At 43.5% G+C, this 20,560-nt stretch carries 10 protein-coding genes; 5 read left to right on the top strand and 5 right to left on the bottom strand.

Annotation, left to right across the window (positions count from 1 at the left end; all coding sequences use genetic code 11):
• Positions 1-152 precede the first annotated feature (152 nt).
• From Q0386_RS07450 to Q0386_RS07470, 5 genes are all read right to left on the bottom strand, one after another.
• A complete protein-coding gene (locus Q0386_RS07450) occupies positions 153-3,425 on the bottom strand; it encodes a DUF4214 domain-containing protein (RefSeq protein ID WP_299029257.1) in 3,273 nt (1,090 codons plus the stop codon).
• Between the two features lie 111 nt (positions 3,426-3,536).
• Positions 3,537-4,835, bottom strand: a complete 1,299-nt coding sequence (locus Q0386_RS07455) for a TolC family protein (RefSeq protein ID WP_299029260.1) — start codon at positions 4,833-4,835, stop codon at positions 3,537-3,539.
• On the bottom strand, positions 4,825-6,108 hold the full coding sequence (locus Q0386_RS07460) for an HlyD family type I secretion periplasmic adaptor subunit (protein ID WP_298057380.1): 1,284 nt from the start codon (positions 6,106-6,108) through the stop codon (positions 4,825-4,827). The genes Q0386_RS07455 and Q0386_RS07460 overlap by 11 nt, the downstream gene beginning before the upstream one ends.
• A 1-nt stretch (position 6,109) precedes the next feature.
• Positions 6,110-7,843, bottom strand: coding sequence for a type I secretion system permease/ATPase (locus Q0386_RS07465; RefSeq protein WP_299029264.1), 1,734 nt, complete (start codon positions 7,841-7,843; stop codon positions 6,110-6,112).
• Entirely contained in the window at positions 7,830-8,942 is a 1,113-nt protein-coding gene (locus Q0386_RS07470; protein ID WP_298057383.1) for a SapC family protein, read from the bottom strand. Before Q0386_RS07470 ends, Q0386_RS07465 begins: the two co-directional genes overlap by 14 nt.
• A 255-nt stretch (positions 8,943-9,197) precedes the next feature.
• Here Q0386_RS07470 and Q0386_RS07475 point away from each other — a divergent pair, with 255 nt between their 5' ends.
• The 5 genes from Q0386_RS07475 (at position 9,198) to Q0386_RS07495 (ending at position 20,221) form a co-directional block, all read left to right on the top strand.
• A complete protein-coding gene (locus tag Q0386_RS07475) occupies positions 9,198-11,903 on the top strand; it encodes a DUF4214 domain-containing protein (protein WP_299029268.1) in 2,706 nt (901 codons plus the stop codon).
• Between the two features lie 168 nt (positions 11,904-12,071).
• On the top strand, positions 12,072-14,849 hold the full coding sequence (locus tag Q0386_RS07480; protein WP_299029271.1) for a surface array protein: 2,778 nt from the start codon (positions 12,072-12,074) through the stop codon (positions 14,847-14,849).
• Between the two features lie 341 nt (positions 14,850-15,190).
• Positions 15,191-16,693, top strand: coding sequence for a flagellin B (locus tag Q0386_RS07485; protein WP_298947534.1), 1,503 nt, complete (start codon positions 15,191-15,193; stop codon positions 16,691-16,693).
• Between the two features lie 271 nt (positions 16,694-16,964).
• Entirely contained in the window at positions 16,965-19,073 is a 2,109-nt protein-coding gene (gene topA, locus Q0386_RS07490) for a type I DNA topoisomerase (protein ID WP_299029275.1), read from the top strand.
• A 308-nt stretch (positions 19,074-19,381) separates the two neighbouring features.
• A complete protein-coding gene (locus tag Q0386_RS07495; RefSeq protein WP_299029278.1) occupies positions 19,382-20,221 on the top strand; it encodes a biotin synthase in 840 nt (279 codons plus the stop codon).
• Positions 20,222-20,560: the final 339 nt, after the last annotated feature.

Below are 20,560 nucleotides of genomic sequence, written 5' to 3' on the forward strand. Positions count from 1 at the left end.
AATTTTAAAGAAAATAGACTTACTATTAAATTAAAATTTGGTCAAAAAATGTTTTTGACCAAATTTTAAAATGTGAATAACTTTGAATTAAATTCAAATAAAAAGGATCATGCAGACTTTTCCCCAACCGTGACATCGAGGAAAAGATAGGATTAGTTGATATTCAATGTGCCTTCCGTATAGTCTGCAGTAAGAATAAGGTCATCTGATCGTACACCAGCTAGTTTAACAACCGTATCGGCAGCGGTTAGAGTGTCTGGCGTGCCTACGGCAGTTGATGTTGCGTTATGAACGACATACGTATCTCCAGCATATGTAAAATAGAATACTTTATTCAAAATTGGAGAAGCGGATTGGTTGCTTGCTATTGCAAGATTAATCGCTTCTTTAAGCGTTGTAGCATCTTTTACTACGCTATCCTCCACTCTCTCAAAGCCAGAAGATTGATCTAGGGCATTAAATTTGATCTTATCGCCGCCAGAAGCATCACCTACGACAATATATTTGCTAGCATCCACATCGGTCTTGGAGGCCCTAACATCAAACAAATCATTTCCCGCACCGCCGTTTATAGTAACGGTTTTATTAGCAACTAGAGTTTTTGTGATAATCTCGTCGTCGCCTGCGCCAAGGTCAATATCAACATTGTTTGCAACGTTGTTGGTAAGCATATTGTCAATAAGCGTAACCTTATCGTCCCCGCCAGTGGCTTTTAGCGATAATAAATTTGTATTGGAGTTATCTAAGGTTATGGTACCTTTTTCAACATTTTTAAGTCCGCTTAAGTCGATAGTCCTTACCGTATTGGTAGTATTTGCAGTATTTAAACTATAAATATCATAGCCTGCACCCAAATCGCCCGAAACTTTAATGTTTTCAACAGTATTCAGAGTAGCGTGGCTGCTGTAGGAGATGTCAAGCTTATCGCCTTTTACGGAACCTTCTATATCCGCTTTAAAATTTCTAGCGCCGGCCATTGCAACTTGTATATTGCCATTTGCTCCTGTTATTTGTGAAATTTTAAGGGTAATATCGTTTGCAGCTAAAATCCCCTGCAAATCAGTTAGTCCAAGAGTTTGGCCAAAATCTACATTCATTTTATCTGCATAGATATTGCCAAGCACCGTTTGATGCGCAGTGCCACCCTTGATAACAAAACTATCTTTTACGAAAGTTTCAATATTTCCACCGCCGACTAATATAAATTTTTGAATATTAACGCTATTGTTAACAATATTTACAGATCCCGCATGCTCGATATCAAATTTTACTTCGCCTTGGGTGTTGTTGTTTAAAAACGCATTAATTGTACCTTGCGTATTTAAAGTAGCGTTTAGAGATTGGTATCCTTGTTTTTCCATAGTAGCCTGCAAATGATCTGCCGTCAAGTTTATATCCTGGATAGATAAAGCAGTGCCAGCAACTACGGTAGCTGATGATTTTTCGGACGTTCCTTTTAGATTAATAGTAGAAAGCGACTCAAGTTTTTCGGGGTCGCCTGTTGTGAAATCAAATCTACCAGCCGTAGTAATATCAAGATTTTGCAACGCTTTCATGTTATTATCGTTAGCTTTAAATACGCTGTCTTTTTGAACACTCACAATTTTCATAGTAGTTGCTTTTTCAGCCTCAAAGCTAAGGCCTTTAGAAACGACATCCAAAGAGTCTATATTAAGATTTATAGACGTAGCTTTATTGGCAGTAACTTTTGCGTTTCCTGACATAATACCTTTCAAGTTAACATTAAGGCTTGTGGCTTCTGCGGCATTAATGCTTCCCAGTTGCGTATCATAAGGGTTGTCATTAACATAATTGATAGTTTTTAGAGCAGTAGAATCTATTGTAATGAGGTTACCACTTTTAGTGTTTGTTATATAGTCTAAAGTATCCACCTTAGAATTTATAATATTTACTTTTGTATTAGGAGCTTGAGTATCTTTTAGACCTATAGTCAGTCTAACTACATCCGGCGACTTTTCCAAATCAACAACGGCAGGATGGCTAGGATTGGCAACTGTAGCATTTTTAAATATCAAATGCTCAACAGAAGTCGTGACAAGCTTTCTTGCGGTATCAAGACCACCAGTTAAGTTATCAAATTCTAAAGTATCGTAGCCTTTTCCGCCGTCAACACGCAAAACACCAATGGTGCTTGCATCAATATCTGCTTTTATGATATCGTCAGCGCTACCGCCTTTTATATTTTCCAACACTGATTTTGATTTAACCAAATCAGCAAGCAACTTGGCTTTCAATTCAGAAGCATCAAAACTTTTAGTATTTGCGGCAACGGCAATATCCAAACTTGCGTCACCAGAAACCTTAACGTTTTCAGTATTTACATCTTTAATATAACTTGCTCTACCTTGAGTCTTGATATTTAAAGTCTCTATGCCGCTAAATGTAGTGGAAATAGAATTTGACAGCATACCGATAGGAGTACTTGCACCTACGTTATCAAGAGTTAAATTTTGCTCATCAGTGTTGCCAGATACGGTACCAGACTGATATGTTAGCGTTATGTAGTCATTTCTAAGGTCAGCTACGCTAAAGTCAATAATATTAGCCAAGTTAATAACTCTGACTGCATTACTTCCGTCAAGTTTGGCACTCTTAAGGCCAGTAACACCGTTAGCGTTAAACTCCTTAAGCGCTCCGCCATTGTTTATTAGGTTTAAATTTTCTACATTTTTTAGCTCACCAGTAGTAAACCCATTAAAATTTGTATTCATAGTAACGCTTAGAGTGTCGTTTCCTGTGCCACCGTCAATTTTGTCCTCAGGATTAAGAGTATTTTCGGAAAATACAGAGCTTGCTACAGCTTTTATGACATCAGTTTTAGCCGTACCATTAACAATATCCGCTGAAGTAGTAAGCGTATGGAAATCAGCATTTGCCAACTCGTCCACCTTGACTTTTTGCTCAGCCAAATTTGTAGAATTTGTAGTTCTAATTATCTCTTGGAATGGCGTATAGTTGTAATCGCCTGTACCGTTTTGACTAATATTTGAAATTTTCTCCGCCATATATTTAGAAATTTCGGTCTTATTCTCAAATACTTTTGCCGCTACAGGATCCGCTGCTTTGGCTATTGTAGAAGTAGCAACGTCAAAAAGCTTTACGAGCATATCGCCTCTTGAGTTTCCAAGTTGAAGGTGTTTTACCCAGGCATTAATGCCGTCAGGGTCTTGAGAATAATCTTTGCCCAAGATGTTCTTGTAGACCATCTCTACAAAGTCTCTATCTTGATCTATGCTACCGCCGTAATACGCTATAGCCGCATCCGATTTTAGCATATCGTTAGCTATCTGTGCTTGAGTTTTAGTTGCTCCTGCGCTTACCCATGCGTTAAAGCCCGCGCCTTCAGGGGCACGATTAAATAACGCTACGTAAAGCTGTGCAACTTGTGCTTGTGTTACTGCCATTAAGGACTCCTTTTTAGTGTGTTTCTTGAGTTTTTGGGTATCTTTACAGAATACTGTTGCTAATTATAGCATAAAAAATCACTTAAAACGTAAAAATTTAAAAAATAAATTTTACTTAAACGCTCTTTGCAAGTCCCGCATCATATCAACCGATATATTAGAATTAAGCCACTGGATTTCCAAATATGCGAGAACCAAATTATAAGATGCCGTTAGCGCTTCGTTTCTGGTTTTAAAAACTCTAGCGCGAGCGTCAAACAAATTTACCGCATCTTTCAAGCCCTCTTCGTAGCCTCTTTCTATTGATTTTACATAAAGCTCCGCATTTTCCAAAGAGCGCTTCATTAACTCGCATTCGTCGATATAATTAAGATAGTTATTTATCGCTCTTTTTTGGCTGATCTCTATCTCTTTTTGAATATCTTTTTGTTGTTCGATGCTAGCTAGTCTTAGTAGTTTACCCTCCTCTACTCTTGAGCTGGTCGCACCGCCCGTATATAAAGGCAGAGTAAATCGCAACATAGTATCCAGCTTTCTTCTTCTGTCGCCCGAATAGTTATTGTCTATGTAATACAAATTTGCATAGCTGATACTAAAATCAAGCGTAGGGAGATGCTCGCTTTTTCTCTTTTTGTATTCTTGTTCTGAGATTTCGACAGCCAAAACGCTATCTTGAAATTTAAAATTTCTTGCTACGTCGCTAAAATTCGACAAATTTACTTTTTTGAAAAATTCGGTATCGATGTTTGAAAAGCTATCCTTCACCTCGATCTCTTGCCCGACTAGCTTTACTAGCTCTAGCTTTGCTACTTCGATATTTAGCTTAGCTTTATTTACGCCCAGCAACGCCTCGTCTAATCTAACTTTAGATTCGAGCATATCCATTTTATTTACCAACCCGAATTCCAAAGACTTCTGCATTTGGTTATATTTGGCGCGGTTGGCTTCTTCGTAGCTTTGAGCAAGAGCTAGCGTCTCGGATGCGAAGGTGTAGTTAAAATACGCTTCTACGACCCTTTTTGCCAGTTCTTGTTTGGTATTTTCATACATCAGCTCGTTGCCGCGCACCCTGATCTCTTCTTGATTTCTTTGATACCAGATTGCCGGCCTAAATACGCTCTGACTAAGGCTAACGCCTACTTTTTTATAGCTTTCGTTTATTTTTGATACTCTTCGCCTATCCATTCTGTCGTATTTTTCGCCGACATATGCAGCTTCGGCGTTAATAGTCGGCAAAAACATGGCTGTAGCTTGTGATAGCCTCTCTTGAGAGGCCATACTATTATACATGGTCATTTTAAGCTCATTATTATTTTCGAGCGCCATTTCGTATGCCTGTGAGAGGCTAACGCTTTGAGCAAAAGCTAAATTTGATGCCAACAAGGCCGAAAGTAAAATTTTAGTCTTCATTAAATGCCCTTTTAAACATATCTATAAACGGCTTTAAGACATATTCAAGCATCGTCCTATCGCCGGTTTTGATCATTACTTCGACCGGCATTCCCGGAACTATAAAAAAGTCGTTTCTTTTAAACTCTTTCATGCCCTCTTCGGTAAGCTCGGCTTTAATATCGTAAAACGAGTGACCTGCATTATCCTGAATACTATCGGCCGATACGTACGTTACTTTACCTTCCATAACGAAGCTCGGCCTGTGCTGAAATGCGCTAAATCTAATATCGGCAAGCTGTCCCACATGCACCGTATCAATATCTACTACGTTTAGTCTAGCCTCTACGACATAGTCGGTCTCGTTCGGCACTATACTCATTATTCTCTCGCCGGGCCTTATTACGCCTCCGATAGTATGGAAGGCTAGCTCTACGACGCTACCCTCTACCGGAGATTTTACGATAGTACGCTCGGATTGATCTTTTAAAGCATTATAACGCTGTTGCAGATCCACAAGACGAGTTTTAGCGTCTTCAAGCTTTTTTAATACATCCTCTTTAAACGTTCTATCTCTTAATATAATTTGAGCTTGCGTCTCGGTAACTTGGACGTTTAGTCTTGCTATCTCGGCCTTGCCCGCAGCTATTTCACCCTCGACCGCCGTTTTTTCTCTATTTAGGTCGCGTAGCCTGACTTTGTCTGCCAACTGTTCCTTAAATAGCCTTTCCCACTCCTTAATCTCTTCGTTCAAAGACTTTATGCGGTCTTGTTTGGCGCTTACTATCGCATTTGCGCCTTTGATTTGATTTTCAAGCTGTTTTATTCGTTGCTTTAGGATAGATTTTTCTTCATCCAAAAGCTTTTTTTGCGCATTAAATATACTCAACTGCCCGTCTATAGCCTCTTTATAGCCTTCGATTTGCTTTATTTCGTCGCTAAATTTGACTTCCGTCGCATCGTCTTTTTGGGCTTCCAATCTAGAAACTATGACGCTGGTTCTTAAAAATTCTGCTCTAACTACGCTCATCTCGCTTTGCAAAGCGACGTTTTTGATCTCGACGAGCGGATCGCCCTCTTTGACCATATCTCCGTCTTTAACGAAAATTTTATCTACGACGCCACCCTCAAGGTGTTGGATGATTTTTTTGTTACTAACTACGCCTATTTTACCAGTAGCAACGGCGGCGCTATTAAGGGGCGCCATACCGAGCCAAATTCCAAAAACTCCGACTAGCAAAAATATAACGAACAACCCAAAATTTACGGTGCCTTTTTCACTTTTAAGTATCATCTTAGCCCTCCGCATCTTCTAGGCTTATACTACGCCTTTTTTGTTGTTCTGCAACCTGCGGTTGTTGCGCATTTGCCTTGCCGAGCTCAGCCAATACCGCATCTCTGGCGCCAAAGTACATCAATCTTCCCGCATTTAAAACGGCGATTTTATCAACCAAATTTAAGATATTTAGTTTGTGCGTTATTAGTACTATAGTCGCCTTGCCCTTCATGGACGCAAGTGTGGCAAATAGCGCTCTTTCGCCCTCTTCGTCTAGACTAGCGTTAGGTTCGTCCAGTACGATTATTTTAGGCTCCTTATAAAGCGCTCTGGCAAGAGCGACTCTTTGACGTTGACCGCCGCTTAGGCTGGCTCCGCCTATGCCTATTTTAGTTTCATATCCGTCCGGCAAATTTAATATCATATCATGAACGTTAGCTAGCTTTGCAGCCCGCACGATCGCCTCGCTATCCAGTTCGCCGAATCTCGCGATATTTTCCGCAATATTTCCTTCGAAAAGCTCGACGTCTTGCGGCAAATACCCCACAAACTGACCCAAATGGTCGCTGTTGTACTGAGTAATATCGGCTCCGTCCACGCGCACTACGCCGTGAAATACCGGCCATACTCCCAGCATCGCTCTAGCTAGTGAGCTTTTACCTGCGGCGCTCGGACCGATAATCGCGCACATATCTCCGCTTTTAAGCTCGAAATTTATGCCCATCAAAGTAGGCGCTTTGCCATGAGGCGGTACTAGGCTTATAGTTTCTAGGAAAATATCGCCTTTTGGATCCGGGAGCTTAAGTTTTTCGTTGTCGGCAGGGAAATCCTCTAAAAACTGCGAAAGTCTAGCATAGCTCTCTTTGGTGTTCTTATAGCTTTTCCAGCTTGAGATTAATATATCAAGCGGAGCTAGTGCGCGACCCATGATAATAGAGCCCGCGATCATCATGCCCGGATTTACCTCCTGCAAGACGACCAGATACGCGCCAAGACCAAGCATTAGCGACTGTGAAACGACGCGAAATACCTTACTGATATTTGCGTACATTCCAGCTTTTACGCTAGACTCGGAGTGAGCTTCTAGAAATTCATTATGCTTTTTGTGCCAAATTTTCTTTAAATTTCCATTCATGCCCATAGCTTGGATGACTTCGGAATTTCTCAAATTTAGATCGACAAAGCGGGTTTCGGCGCCAAAAGCGTCATTTGACCTTTTTAGTCCGTCTTTAGTCGCACCTTCGTTTAAAAGAGCCAAAATAAACAAAACGATCGCAGCCGCGATACTAAAATATCCAAAATACGGGTGGAAGAAAAACAGTATCAATATATAAAAAGGTAGCCACGGCGCGTCAAGAAATGCAAACACGCCGTTGGTGCTGAGATATTGTTTTATGGTATTTAGATCTCTCATCGGCTGAGAAGATACCCTGCCAGGCTGTCTGGCCGAGAGTTTAAAGATCGCGTCATACACTCTCTCAGACAGCCTTAAATCTATCTGGTTTGAAAAAACTACCAAAATTCTCGAACGTAAAATTTCGAAAAACATCATACATAGATATAAAAATATAACTATCAGCGTAAGGAAAAATAACGTATCAAGGCTTCTTGACGTTACGACCCTACCGTAAAGTTGTAACATATATAGAGGAGAAGTTAGCATCAAAACGTTTATGAACATGCTGAAAATTCCAGCATATATCATAGCGTGTTTGGATTTTTTAATACTCTCCTTTAGTTCATTTACTTTCATTTTCTTTTTTACTTTCGTTTTCTAAAATTCTACCTGCCAAATTTTCCAAATTCGTTAAGCTTCTAATGTGCGCATCTATTAGGCTAACATAACCCTTTCTAACAAAATCGGCCAAAGTAGCGTCGTCAAGCTCGTTTAGCTTTTTTCTGCTCACGACAGAAAAGCCTTTGATTAAGGTGATTTTCTTGTCATTATCGGATACTGTAAGCTCTTTGTTTATCAAAATTCCAGCCTTTTTGATCTCTTCTAACGCTTTTTGCGTAGCTTCTAGCTGGGCATTGTAGTTTTGCATAGCGTTTATGGTGTTTTGCAAAAATTCGCTCGGCTCTTCGTTTTTCTTGAATAATTTTTCGCCTTTACCTTTTAGCTGAGGCGCATCCTCGTCTATACAAAGGATATTTTTATCCTCGACTTTAGCCAGAGTAAAAGGATAGTTTTGCAAGATCGCAGGTACGTAGCCTTTGTAGTTTTTATCTATTATTAAATTTTCATTTCTACCTAGTAGTACTAGCAGTTTAGGCACTACGTCGTTCGTGAAAACTATAGGTAGATCTTTCTCGCAGAAAAACGCCTCACTCGCCACTATCTCCGCAAACGGGAAATTTGGTAACGCATCTTGGTGATAAGACACTCCGTTATGTACTTCTGAATTTAAAGCAACTATTTTCATTTCAGTCCTTTTTTTAAAATTTTGAATCTCTATTTTTTTTGCTAAACTTAAGTTTTTGTCGATGCTTCTGAAGGTATATCCGCCGTTTTGCTGCAAAAATGCCAAAACATCCTCAAATTCGTTTATAAAAACGTCTCGGATTTCGTATCTTTTGATGTCGCTTTCTTGGATATAACCCCGCGCTTTATTCCTATTTCTTATAAAGGTGCTATTTAGCTCTTGCATGATCTTAGGTATATTTAAGGATTTCAAAAATAGCGATATGGAATTAGACTCCAAAATGTAGCCTAAAATTTCCATATCGTATTTTTGGGTTAGTGAACTTAAAATTTCAACATAAAGATCTTTTTCGCTTTGATCGGCAAAAAAGTTGCCCTTTTGTTTTATCAAAACCATTTCTGATTTTATTTCTCTAACCGCTCTACCCAAAATTTACCTTAACCAGTAACTAAAACATCAAGAATGTGATTGTAATCCTTTTATGCTTAAATAAATATTAAAAAGTGCCAGAGTAACTAATTTTATTTTTTAAGCTACAAATTCTATGGAATAGTTATTGCTTATAATTCCGCGGTAAACGCTTATTGTATATTATGATTCTTTAGCCTAGATATCGTAATATACGATGTTTGTCGTTTGCTACTATTAGTACGTAGTACTAAAATTCACTTCTAAGGAGCCAATATGGCAGTAACGCAAGCACAAGTCGCCCAGCTTTATGTGGCATTGTTTAACAGAGCGCCGGAAGGAGCCGGATTAAACGCGTGGGTAAGCGCCGGAGCCGCTAAAACCCAAGCGCAAATAGCCGACAATATGCTCAAAGCGCCGGCCGTACAGTCGTATTTTAACGGCAGTATAGATAGCGATAAAGGCTATATCGAAAATATCTATAAAAACATCCTCGGCAAGGACTACTCGCAAGATCCGGCAGGCATAGATGCGTGGGTAAGGCATCTACAAGCCGGCCATACCAGAGGCGAGACGCTAACGAAGCTTTTCGAGGTGGCGGCATCGGCGGAGGCAAAGGCAGCCGATCCTAGGGCTGCTAAAATTTTCGAAAACAAATCCGCAGTCGCGGCCTATATGGCGGAAAAAATAGGCGATATCGGTAAAGACGGCAGCGGAAATTTCGACTACGCGCCGTTTCAGGAGATTATCAGGACGACGAACGAGTCAAATTTAGAAGCGCAAAAAGCCAAAATAGACGAGCTAGCCAGCAAAGGCGTCGAAAAGAGCCTAACCGACGGCCTGGACAACATAGCAGGCACCGCGGGCAACGACGTATTTAACGGCGTTTACTACGCAGGCAATGGCACGCAAAAGTCTACTTTGTCGCCGCTTGATAAAATCGACGGCGGCGCGGGCAAAGACACGTTAAATTTGACCGTGTTTAAAAACGACGCTCCGCAAAATTTGACTACGACCGAGCTTCATAATATCTTTAAAGGCGTAAGCAACGTCGAAAATCTAAATTTGATCTCAGAGACCCAGTTTGACGCCGCCGGAGTCAAATTTAACTTCGGGTTGGAAAATTTAAACATCTCTACCATAGGCGACGTGAGCATATCCGAGACCGACGCGACGAACAAAGTCTCCGTAAATACGACCGGCAAAATTTCGCTAAACGCTAAAAATGCGCAAATCATCGATATCTCGGCAAAATCAGACGTAACTTTGATCGCGCAGGACGCTAAAACCGTAAACGTAAATAGCGAAGGCAAGGCAAATATCGCCGCAACCGCCGCACAGACGTTAAATTTGAAAGCCAACGGCGAAACCGAAGTCGCAACGAGCGCAAAGACCGTAAATATCGATCTGAAAAACAAAACCAACGCTCTTAAAAACTTCTCGACCCAGGCCGCCGATTTGACGCTTGCAAATTTAAAGATAAACGATACCTCCGGAAATAACGTACTCATCGCATACGGCGCCAAAAAGATCAGCGTGACGGACGTCGATTTTGGCGCCAACTCCATCCGAACCGACGAACGGGACGTGGATTTTACGATGTCTTACGCGGACGAAGGCCTAGCAAAACTATCTTCAAGCGCGGCCGATAAAGTAAAAACGCTAAATTTACACGCTAAAGCGGGCAAAAAAGGCCAGCTAGACCTGGGCAATATCGCGTCGCTAACCAAGGTTACGGTGGACGGCGGCATGAGAGAATTTGCTATGGACTTGTCGGCTCAAACAAATCTTACAAATTTCGACTCTAGCGCTTACGAGGGTAATTTCTCAAACCTAAAACTCAAAAACGTCCAAAACGCCACCGCAAAACTAGGCGGCGGGGACGATTTCGTAGAGATAGATAGCGCGGCAAATGTCCATAGTATCGACGGCGGCGCGGGCGAAGACACCATGGTCGTAACCTCTGCCGTAGCTACCGTGGCGACAAATATGCTTTCTCTTTTAAATTTTGAAAATTTAAAGATAACCGATGCCCTAAGCGGAGCCGTAGATATGACTAAATGGGCAAATTTGGGCTCCGTAACGCTAGCCGGCGGAGCGGGAGCGGGAGCAAAGATAGATAATCTAGCAAATAACTCTACGATAGTCGTCGAAAACGTCGCGATCGCAAACGATATAGCCGTAAATATCAAAGACGCGGCGAGCGGCGCGGACGATACGCTAATCTTAAAGATAAATCCTAAAGCAAATACGGCAGGACTGGACAATACCGGAAATTTCGTCATAGACGGCATAGAAAACGTCCGAATAGTCTCAAGCGCCGATACGGCAAAAACCGCCGCAGCCAAAAACGTAATAAACCTAAACGCTAGCGACGCGACTAAATGCGCGCTATCGGGCGTCTACGTGAGCGGCGACGGCAATACCGAGCTAAAACTAGGCACGAATATCGTGAAAATAAAAGGCGTTGACGCAAGCTCGCTAACGGGCAAATTTACCTTTGACGCGGGAAACCACGTCGAAAGAGGCGGCGTCGTAAAAGGCGGTAGCGGCGACGATACGCTAAGCTTCGGCTCGGTGGCGGGTCTTAAAATAACGGGCGGAGCGGGCAACGACGTCTTTAAGGTCGGCAAGCTAGGAGCGGAGGCAAATTCGCCTTTTGGCACGGATAAGCTAAGCTCTATCACCGACTTTAGCAGGGGCGACAAGCTATACACGGGAGGCGCCGCCGCGGAGGCGAATTCTATCGCCAAATACGACTCGGACGCATCGCTAGACTTTGCCAACAACTTACGCGAAGCCGAAAAAGCGGCCGCCCAGCACGCGTCAAAGAGTGCGTATTTCACCTATCAGTCAAACACCTACATCGTTACGTCCGACGGGGTACAAGGCGTGGGACAGGACGACTACGTGACCAAGCTAGCCGGCACGGTAGATCTAAGCGGCGCGAGAGTAGATAGCGATCACAATATCGTTTTATAATTTCGCCTAAATTCATTTTTATCCTTCATCAGCGGCAGGCCGACACAGTGCGGTTCTGCCGCCCGAATTTTCATTATTTTTATCTACGATTTATCGACAATCAGGAATTTAATGCTATAATCGCCACGGAATTAAACAAAATCCCAATTTACCCAAAGGAGGCCTTTTATGGCAGTAACAAAAGCACAAGTAGCCCAACTTTATGTGGCATTATTTAACAGAGCACCCGAAGGCGCGGGTTTAAACGCATGGGTTTCGGCAGGCGTTTTTAGAGATCAAGCTCAAACGGCAGACGCTATGCTACAAAGCCCTGCTATCGCAGCATATTTTAACGGCAGAATAGATACAAACAGGGGATATGTAGAAAATATCTATAAAAATATCCTAGGCAAAGACTACTCTCAAGATCCAGACGGCATAAATGCCTGGGTACGCCACCTAGAGCTAGGACACTCAAGAGGCGAGACTCTAGTCACTCTTTTCCAAGTAGCAAGATCGCCTGAGGCTATCGCGGCAGACCCTACGGCAGCGGCGGTATTTGCAAACAAAACCGCTATCGCGGCATATATGGCTGAAAAGATAACCGACATAGAAAGCGACGGATCGGGCAACTTTAACTATGCTCCGTTCCAACAGATTATCGAGACCACAAACAGCACCAACCTAGACGCGCAAAAAGCTAAAATAGATCAACTAGCCGCAGAAGCCGCAGCCGGAAGCAAGACTTTCACTACCGGTCTAGATAATTTCCTAGGCACCGAAGGCGACGATACGTTTAACGGTATCTACTACGTAGGCAACGGCGATAAGACATCTACTCTATCATCTCTGGATACTCTTGATGCTAGAGGCGGTAAAGATACATTAAATCTAACTATACTAAAAAACGGCGCGGCCACCACCTTTACTATGGACGATATAGATGTCGCCATGAGAGGCGTGACTAATATCGAAAATTTAAACATCAAATCAGAGGTCGCATTTACTACAACCACATTTCCTTTAGACAAGGGCCTAGATAACCTAAGCATTCAAACAGCCGGTGCAGTAACTACGACTACCGATACTAAAGAAGTAGTCGCTATAGATACTACCGGAGCACTTAACTTAACTGCAACGGAAGCGACAAAAGAAGTGATAGCAAAATCGTCAGCTGGTGCAGTAACCGTAAATGCAGCTAAACTAGAAGGCAAGGTATCTATCGACGCAGGCGCAGGCGCAAACCTAACGGCAGCCAAAGCCCAAGAAGTCGTCATAAAAGCCAAAGGCAACACAACTATAGCAGATGCCTCAAAAGCTACCAAGGTAACCGTAAATCTAAACGATAAAGCCAATACGCTGACAATAACAAGCCCACTAGCCGAAGCTACAGAGGTAACTCTATCTAGCCTAAAGCTAACAGCCGCTACAGCCGTAGCTAAAGCTACTAAAATAAGCGTAACCGATGTTGATTTTGCTACGTTTAATATCTCTACCGATGTAGAAAACGTTGATTTTAGTATGAACTATAAATTTAAAGAAGGTAGCACCGACGCTGAATTAACGGCAGCCCTAGCAGCAGCTAACGCAACAAATCTAACCCTACACGCAAAAGCCGATAAAAAAGCATTCTTTACCTACGGCGGCGCGACTGATAAGCTAGTAAAAGCAGTCATCGACGGCGACGCTAAAAATTTAACCGCTAATTTTAGCGCACAAACAAAACTTGCAAACATTGACGCAAGCGCATTTACCGGAAATTTTGAAAAATTAACCGTCAGTAACGTAGCTAACTCGACCGTAAAACTAGGTAGCGGAAACGACGTAGTAGAACTAACGGCAACAACAAATAAACAAACTATCGACGGCGGAGCCGGAACGGACCTAGTATCGGTAACTTCAGGTATAGCTAAAAATGGCGCGGGCGATAATGTAACGCTTACCAATTTTGAAGGATTGCAAATATCAAATGCGCTAGCCGATGACGTAGATATGTCTAAATGGGGAGCGTTTAATAACGTCACTCTAGTTCAAGGCGTAAACGCTGGAGGTAAGCTTCAAAAACTTCTAAACGACTCCACTATAACTATAGACACGATCACTCAATCAAACGATCTTGTCGTAGGAGTCAAAGACGCTGCCACGGGCACTGCCGATAAGGTAAATTTTGTATTAAATCCAAAAGGCACCGCTGCAGGTCTAACGGGCAAATTCGTAGTAGACGACATAGAGAACATAGACATAGCGTCAAATTTAGACAACGCAAAAACAGCCGCAGCCGTAAACACAATCGAACTAAAAGCTAGCGCCGACAAAGGCACTCTAGCTAACATAGTAGTAAAAGGCGATGCAAACTCAACAATACTAACTCTAGACGCCAATTTCAAAAAGGTAAAAACCGTAGATGCAAGCACTCTTAAAGGAAAATTTACATTTGACGCTAGCGATCACCTTGATGAAAAGTCGGTAATCAAAGGCGGAGCGGGAGACGATACGATAACCTTCGGTAGCAAATCAAGCGTAACCGTAACGGGCGGAGCGGGCGACGATACGTTTGTATTAGGAACCGTAGGCGACAACGCAGCATTCCCTGCATCAAAAACGGCTACTATTAAAGATTTCTCTAAAGGCGACAAACTTAAAATAGGCGCAAATTTAACGGGAACCATTGATCAAAATATCGCAAGATACGATTCAACAAAATCGCTAGACTTTGCAAACAACCTATCTAGAGCCCTAGACGTCGCAACGGCTGCAAGCAACAAACTAGCTTACTTTACCTACACCGATCCTGATAGCAATGCGACGGACACCTATCTAGTAAGATCGGACGCTACTGTTTCCGGCGGCACAGTATCTAACGCCGGCCTAACCGCTAACGACTATGTAGTAAAACTAACCGGTATAGTAGACCTAGCCAATGCTACGCTTGCCGATGCGGGTACAAACCTACAGCTAACCCTCTAATCTCCGCGATAAACCCCGACTTTTCGGGGTTTATCCTTTTTAAACTCTCAAATTTCTCCCTCTTTCAAATTTTGCCGAACGACTCAAATTTAACGATGGACCAAATTTGCGCTCAAATTTAATCCGCCGCACGTAAATTTGACGGCAAAAATCTAAATTTCGCCGCATCAAATTTAAAATAATCAAATTTGCACCGGCCGTAAAGCCCTAAAATTCGTCCTTCTCAATCAAATTTGAAAAAATCAAAAAAATTTTACCTCTACCCCTAAAGTTTTTTTGATTTCGTCCGATATAGTTTTTGAACGACAAGAAGTCGTAATTAAACTTTAAAAGGATTTACAATGAGTTTTCGTATTAACACGAACATCAACGCTCTAAACACACACGCAAACGCAGTCGGTAACAACCGCAACCTTTCTCTTTCTTTGGGTAAACTTAGCTCAGGTTTGAGAATCCAAACTGCAGCAGATGACGCCTCTGGTCTTGCTATCGCTGATAGCCTTCGCTCTCAAGCTAGCGCGCTTGGTCAAGCTATCGCAAACGGTAACGACGCTATCGGTATCATCCAAGTAGCGGATAAGGCTATGGACGAGCAGCTAAAAATCCTTGATACTATCAAAGTAAAAGCTACTCAATCAGCTCAAGACGGTCAAACAAGCGACTCTCGTCAAGCGCTACAAGCCGACATCGTTCGCCTAATGGAAGAGCTAGACAACATCGGTAACTCTACGTCTTTCAACGGCCAGCAGTTACTAAACGGAACATTCTCTAACAAAGAGTTCCAAATCGGCGCTTACTCAAACCAAACAGTTAAAGCTTCTATCGGCGCTACTACGTCAGATAAGATCGGTCTAACAAGATTTGAGAGCTCTAAGCTATTGACATTTGCAGGCAAAGTTAGCCTTACTTTCCTAAACGTAGACGGCGTAAATAACGTAAAAGTAGCTGCGGCTACAATCTCAACCGGTCTAGGTAAAGGCGTAGGCGCGCTAGCTGAAAATATCAACAAGCTATCCGATAAAACCGGCATTAGAGCTACGTTTGATACTACGTGGGTATCTAGTAAAGCTATCAGCGGCGGTCAGATCCTAAGCCTTGTCATCAATGGCGTAAAAATCGGCGACCTAGAGGTAAAAGAAGGCGATAAAAACGGCGCTTTGGTAAATGCTATCAACAAAGTTAAAGACCAAACAGGCGTAGAAGCATCTGTAAACACAGAAGGTAGAATGGTACTAACTAGCCGCGACGGTAGAGCTATAAAAATCTCAGGCGACAAAGTAAGTGCCGGCCTAGGCGGCAAAAGAGGAACATCTATGTTCGTAGGACGCCTAAACCTAGTTCGCCTAGACGGTCGCGATATCAAAGTATCAAGCGGTAATGCAGCAGGAGCTTTCTCTGTGGCGTTTAGTAAAGACGGTAACGGCGAAGGCGGCAACCAGCAGTCAGTGGCTCTAAGAGATATCAAGGGGCAACTAGATCCGGATCTAGCCGCTGCTATGGGCTTCCAAAGAATGAGCAAAGCTGCTATGACATCAGCTCAATCAGCAGGCGTTATGACTCTACGCGGCGCGATGGCTGTTATGGATATCGCTGAGTCTGCTCAAAAAACACTTGACCAGATCCGCTCAGACCTAGGTTCTGTTCAAAATCAACTTGTTGCAACCGTAAACAACATCACAGTTACTCAAGTAAACGTAAAATCAGCCGAATCTCAAATCAGAGACGTTGATTTCGCTGCCGAGTCAGCAAACTTCTCTAAGTTTAACATCCTTGCTCAGTCAGGAAGTTATGCTATGAGCCAAGCTAACTCTGTTCAGCAAAACGTTTTAAGACTACTTCAGTAGTTAACACTTTAAGGCCGCTTCGGCGGTCTTAAATTTCAAAAACCCAAACACCAATAGTTAAGACATCTCCAAAAATAATGGTTAATGTAGGCGCCAAATTTGACGCCTGCTCTTTAGAAGTGAATTTTAAAGTCGAGTTTTACCCGCTCGACTTTTTGCTCCAAATTTTATCCCACTTTTCCAAGTCAAATTTAAATTCAAACGATAAATTAATGCCATTAGTTTAAATTTTTTGCTACAATTACCGCAAAAAATTAAAAAGGCTATATTAATGAAAAGCTTAATCATCGTGGAATCTCCCGCGAAAGCCAAAACGATAAAAAATTTCCTCGGAAGCGACTACGATGTCATCGCATCAAAAGGCCACATCAGAGATCTACCAAAAACCGCATTTGGTATCAAGATCGAGGGCGAAAAATTTACTCCCGAGTACAAAATAAGCGCCGATCACTCCGCGATCGTAAAAGAGATCAAAGAACTAGCCAAAAACGCCGACCAAATCTACCTCGCAACCGATGAGGATCGCGAAGGAGAGGCCATCGCCTACCACATCGCCGCAGCCATCGGCAAAAAGCCCGAGAGCCTGCCTCGTATCGTATTTCACGAGATCACAAAAAGCGCCATCGAGGCCGCTTTAAAAAACCCGCGCACGATAAATATGGATAGCGTAAACGCGCAGCAAGCACGCCGCCTGCTAGACCGAATCGTAGGCTACAAGCTCTCGCCACTGTTAAATTTAAAAATACAAAAGGGACTAAGCGCCGGACGCGTGCAAAGCGCCGCTCTAAAAATCATCGTAGATAGAGAGCGCGAGATTCGCGACTTTAAACCGATCGAATACCACAGTATAGACGCTGTTTTTAAAAAAGACCTTGACGCCGAGCTGGTTAAATTTGAAGCGCAAAAGATCGAAAAGCTAACGATAACAAACGGCGATAGAGCCAAATTTATCGTGGAAAATCTAAAAAGCGATAAATTTAGCGTCCGCGAGATCGAAGCCAAAGAGCGCAAAACCGAGCCCGCACCGCCTTTTATGACCTCGACGTTGCAACAAAGCGCGAGCAACCGCCTAGGCTTTAGCCCGAAAAAAACGATGATGATCGCGCAAAATTTATACGAAGGCGTGCAGACGCACCAGGGCTTTATGGGTGCGATAACCTACATGAGAACGGACAGCCTAAATCTCGCCAAAGAGGCCGTCGCAGCCGCGCGCGAGATGATAGAAAAAGAGTATGGCGAGCGCTACCTGCCGGCGAAGGCTAAATTTTACGCTACCAAAAGCAAAGGCGCGCAAGAAGCGCATGAGGCTATCCGCCCGACAAATCTTAGCTTCACGCCCGCTATCGCCGCGCAATATCTAGAAAAAGACGCGCTACGCCTCTACACGCTCATCTACAACCGCTTTTTAGCCTGCCAGATGAGCGCTAGCATTAGCCAAACGCAAAACGTATTCGTCGCGGGCGCAAAGGGCGAGTTTAAAATAAGCGGCCGCAAGGTGCTGTTTGACGGATTTTACCGCGTTTACGGCGATATGGATAAGGATAAAATTTTGCCCGACCTAAAAATCGGCGATGAAATGAGCCTGCAAAGCATCAAAAGCTCGCAGCACTTCACCGAACCACCGTCTCGCTACTCGGAGGCCGGACTCGTTAAAAAGCTAGAAAGCCTAGGCATAGGGCGCCCTAGCACCTACGCGCCGACCATCTCGCTACTAACCTCTCGCGACTACGTCAAAGTCGAAAAAAAACAGCTCGTGCCAAACGAGATCGCTTTTACGATGATGGGCGTTTTGGAGGAGCATTTTAGCGATATCGTAGATAGCGAATTTACGTCAAATATGGAAGAAAAGCTCGATCACGTCGCCGAAGATAAAGCCGACTGGCAAAAGCTTTTGAGCGATTTTTATCATCCGTTTATAGATAAAATTTCAGCTGGCAAAACGGGCATAAAAAGCCAAAAAGTCGCCACTCCGATCGGCGAAAAGTGCCCTGAGTGCGGCGGCGAGCTACTACTGCGAAAGGGGCGCTACGGCGAGTTTATCGCGTGCGGAAATTTCCCAAAATGCAAATACTCGCGCAATATCGCAAAGGAAGAGCAAGGCACGCAGGAAGGCGAAGCTGCGGCAAAGCCGAAAAAAGAGCTCAAAAAGATCGACGTGCCGTGTCCAAAATGCGGCGGCGATATCGTCGAGCGCATCAGCCGCAGGGGTAAATTTTACGGTTGCGCAAACTACCCCAAATGCGACTTCGTCTCAAACTACGAGCCAGTCGCCGAAAAATGCGACGAATGCGGCGGCGATATGATCAAAAAAGAGCTAAAAAAGGGGACGTTTCACGAGTGCGTGAAGTGCAAGAAAAAGGTGCAAATCGCGGAGCAATAACGGCGGCTTGTCTTTTTGGTTTATACTTCGTTAGAAATTTCGCCGAAGCTCGGTTACATACTACTTGTATGCGCCCTCGCTCGGCTCATTTCCGCCTCGTCTAAACGCAAAAATACGTCGCCTTATAGATTGCAACTCAGAAATTTTAAATTTAAACATAAAAACGATAAGGCGAAGTATCGCGAGATGATTTTTAGAGCTTTGAAGCAAAATTGAGCGTACGCTAGGCATATAGCCTGTGGAGCGAAAATTTTGCGAAATCTCGGAAAAGCACTCGAGAGACAAGCCGCTAAAAAAGGAATAATCTAATGAAAACTATTATGTTATGCGCCATCTGTTCGGTCAGTTCGGGTAACTGCTCCGAGGACTGTGGATACTGTACGCAAAGCGCAGGTATAAATGCCGGCATCGAAAAATACAAAATGAAAAGCGTCGAGCAAGTAGTCGCCGAGGCCAAGATCGCGGCGGCAAACCACGCGCTGGGCTTTTGCCTCGTCACCAGCGGCGCAAGACTCACGGACAAAAAGACCGAGGAGATCGCCCGCCTCGCACGCGCCGTAAATAAAGAAGTTCCAAACCTCATGCTGATCGCTTGCAACGGCATGGCGACGCTACCGCAGCTAAAAGAGCTAAAAAGCGCGGGCGTGTTTAGCTACAATCACAACCTTGAGACCTCGCGCGAGTTTTTCCCGCAAATTTGCTCGACGCATAGCTGGGACGAGCGCTGGCAGACCAACATCGACGCCAAAGAAGCGGGGCTAATGCTTTGCACGGGCGGCATTTACGGGCTTGGCGAGAGCGAGGCCGACCGCGCGAGCTTGCAAGCTAGCCTTGCGAAGCTTGATCCGTTTTCTAGCCCGATAAATTTCTTTATCCCAAACGACGCGCTACGCGTCAAACGGCCGCCTATGGGAGCGGACGAAGCCCTACGGATCATCGACGACACCGTCCGCGCACTGCCTAACGCTCGCGTTATGATAGCAGGCGGTCGCGAGAAAATTTTAGGCGAACGTCAATACGAAATCTTTGATCACGGCGTCTCCGCCGTCGTCATCGGCGACTACCTCACGACCAAGGGCGAGGTCGCCAGCCGCGATATCGCCGAGTTTAAAGCGCGCGGATTTAGCTTCGCGACGCTTTGCCACTGATTCAAATTTGCCTTTAAAGGACGGAAAATTTGCGGGCTCGATTTTGGCGGAGTAACCGTCAAATTTGGCCTATTCTTAAAATGTATTTTGGAGTTTAGACACTATATTTCGCTAAAATTATAAATTTGACGCACCGAGACCCACACCGCGAAAACTCTAAATTTGGTTTGGCTAAATTTAGCGTTGCACATTAAATTTAATCTTTCTTGTTAAGAGGAAAGGGGCTTGAATTGCGCTCTGCTTTGCAGCTCTCAAAGAGAGTGCAAGCACAAGGCGAGGCAAAACCGAAGCAAAAGAGCTCCTTAGCGATTTATCTGTTTTCTTTTCTTTGGGAGAGGA

Origin of the sequence: uncultured Campylobacter sp., assembly GCF_938045625.1 — a bacterium.
Taxonomy (GTDB): domain Bacteria; phylum Campylobacterota; class Campylobacteria; order Campylobacterales; family Campylobacteraceae; genus Campylobacter_A.

Coding starts and splice junctions, on each gene's coding strand:
- Q0386_RS07485 (WP_298947534.1), top strand. CDS start 15,191: ATGAGTTTTCGTATTAACACGAACATCAACGCTCTAAACACACACGCA.
- Q0386_RS07450 (WP_299029257.1), bottom strand. CDS start 3,425: ATGGCAGTAACACAAGCACAAGTTGCACAGCTTTACGTAGCGTTATTT.
- Q0386_RS07460 (WP_298057380.1), bottom strand. CDS start 6,108: ATGATACTTAAAAGTGAAAAAGGCACCGTAAATTTTGGGTTGTTCGTT.
- Q0386_RS07455 (WP_299029260.1), bottom strand. CDS start 4,835: ATGAAGACTAAAATTTTACTTTCGGCCTTGTTGGCATCAAATTTAGCT.
- topA (WP_299029275.1), top strand. CDS start 16,965: ATGAAAAGCTTAATCATCGTGGAATCTCCCGCGAAAGCCAAAACGATA.
- Q0386_RS07480 (WP_299029271.1), top strand. CDS start 12,072: ATGGCAGTAACAAAAGCACAAGTAGCCCAACTTTATGTGGCATTATTT.
- Q0386_RS07465 (WP_299029264.1), bottom strand. CDS start 7,843: ATGAAAGTAAATGAACTAAAGGAGAGTATTAAAAAATCCAAACACGCT.
- Q0386_RS07495 (WP_299029278.1), top strand. CDS start 19,382: ATGAAAACTATTATGTTATGCGCCATCTGTTCGGTCAGTTCGGGTAAC.
- Q0386_RS07475 (WP_299029268.1), top strand. CDS start 9,198: ATGGCAGTAACGCAAGCACAAGTCGCCCAGCTTTATGTGGCATTGTTT.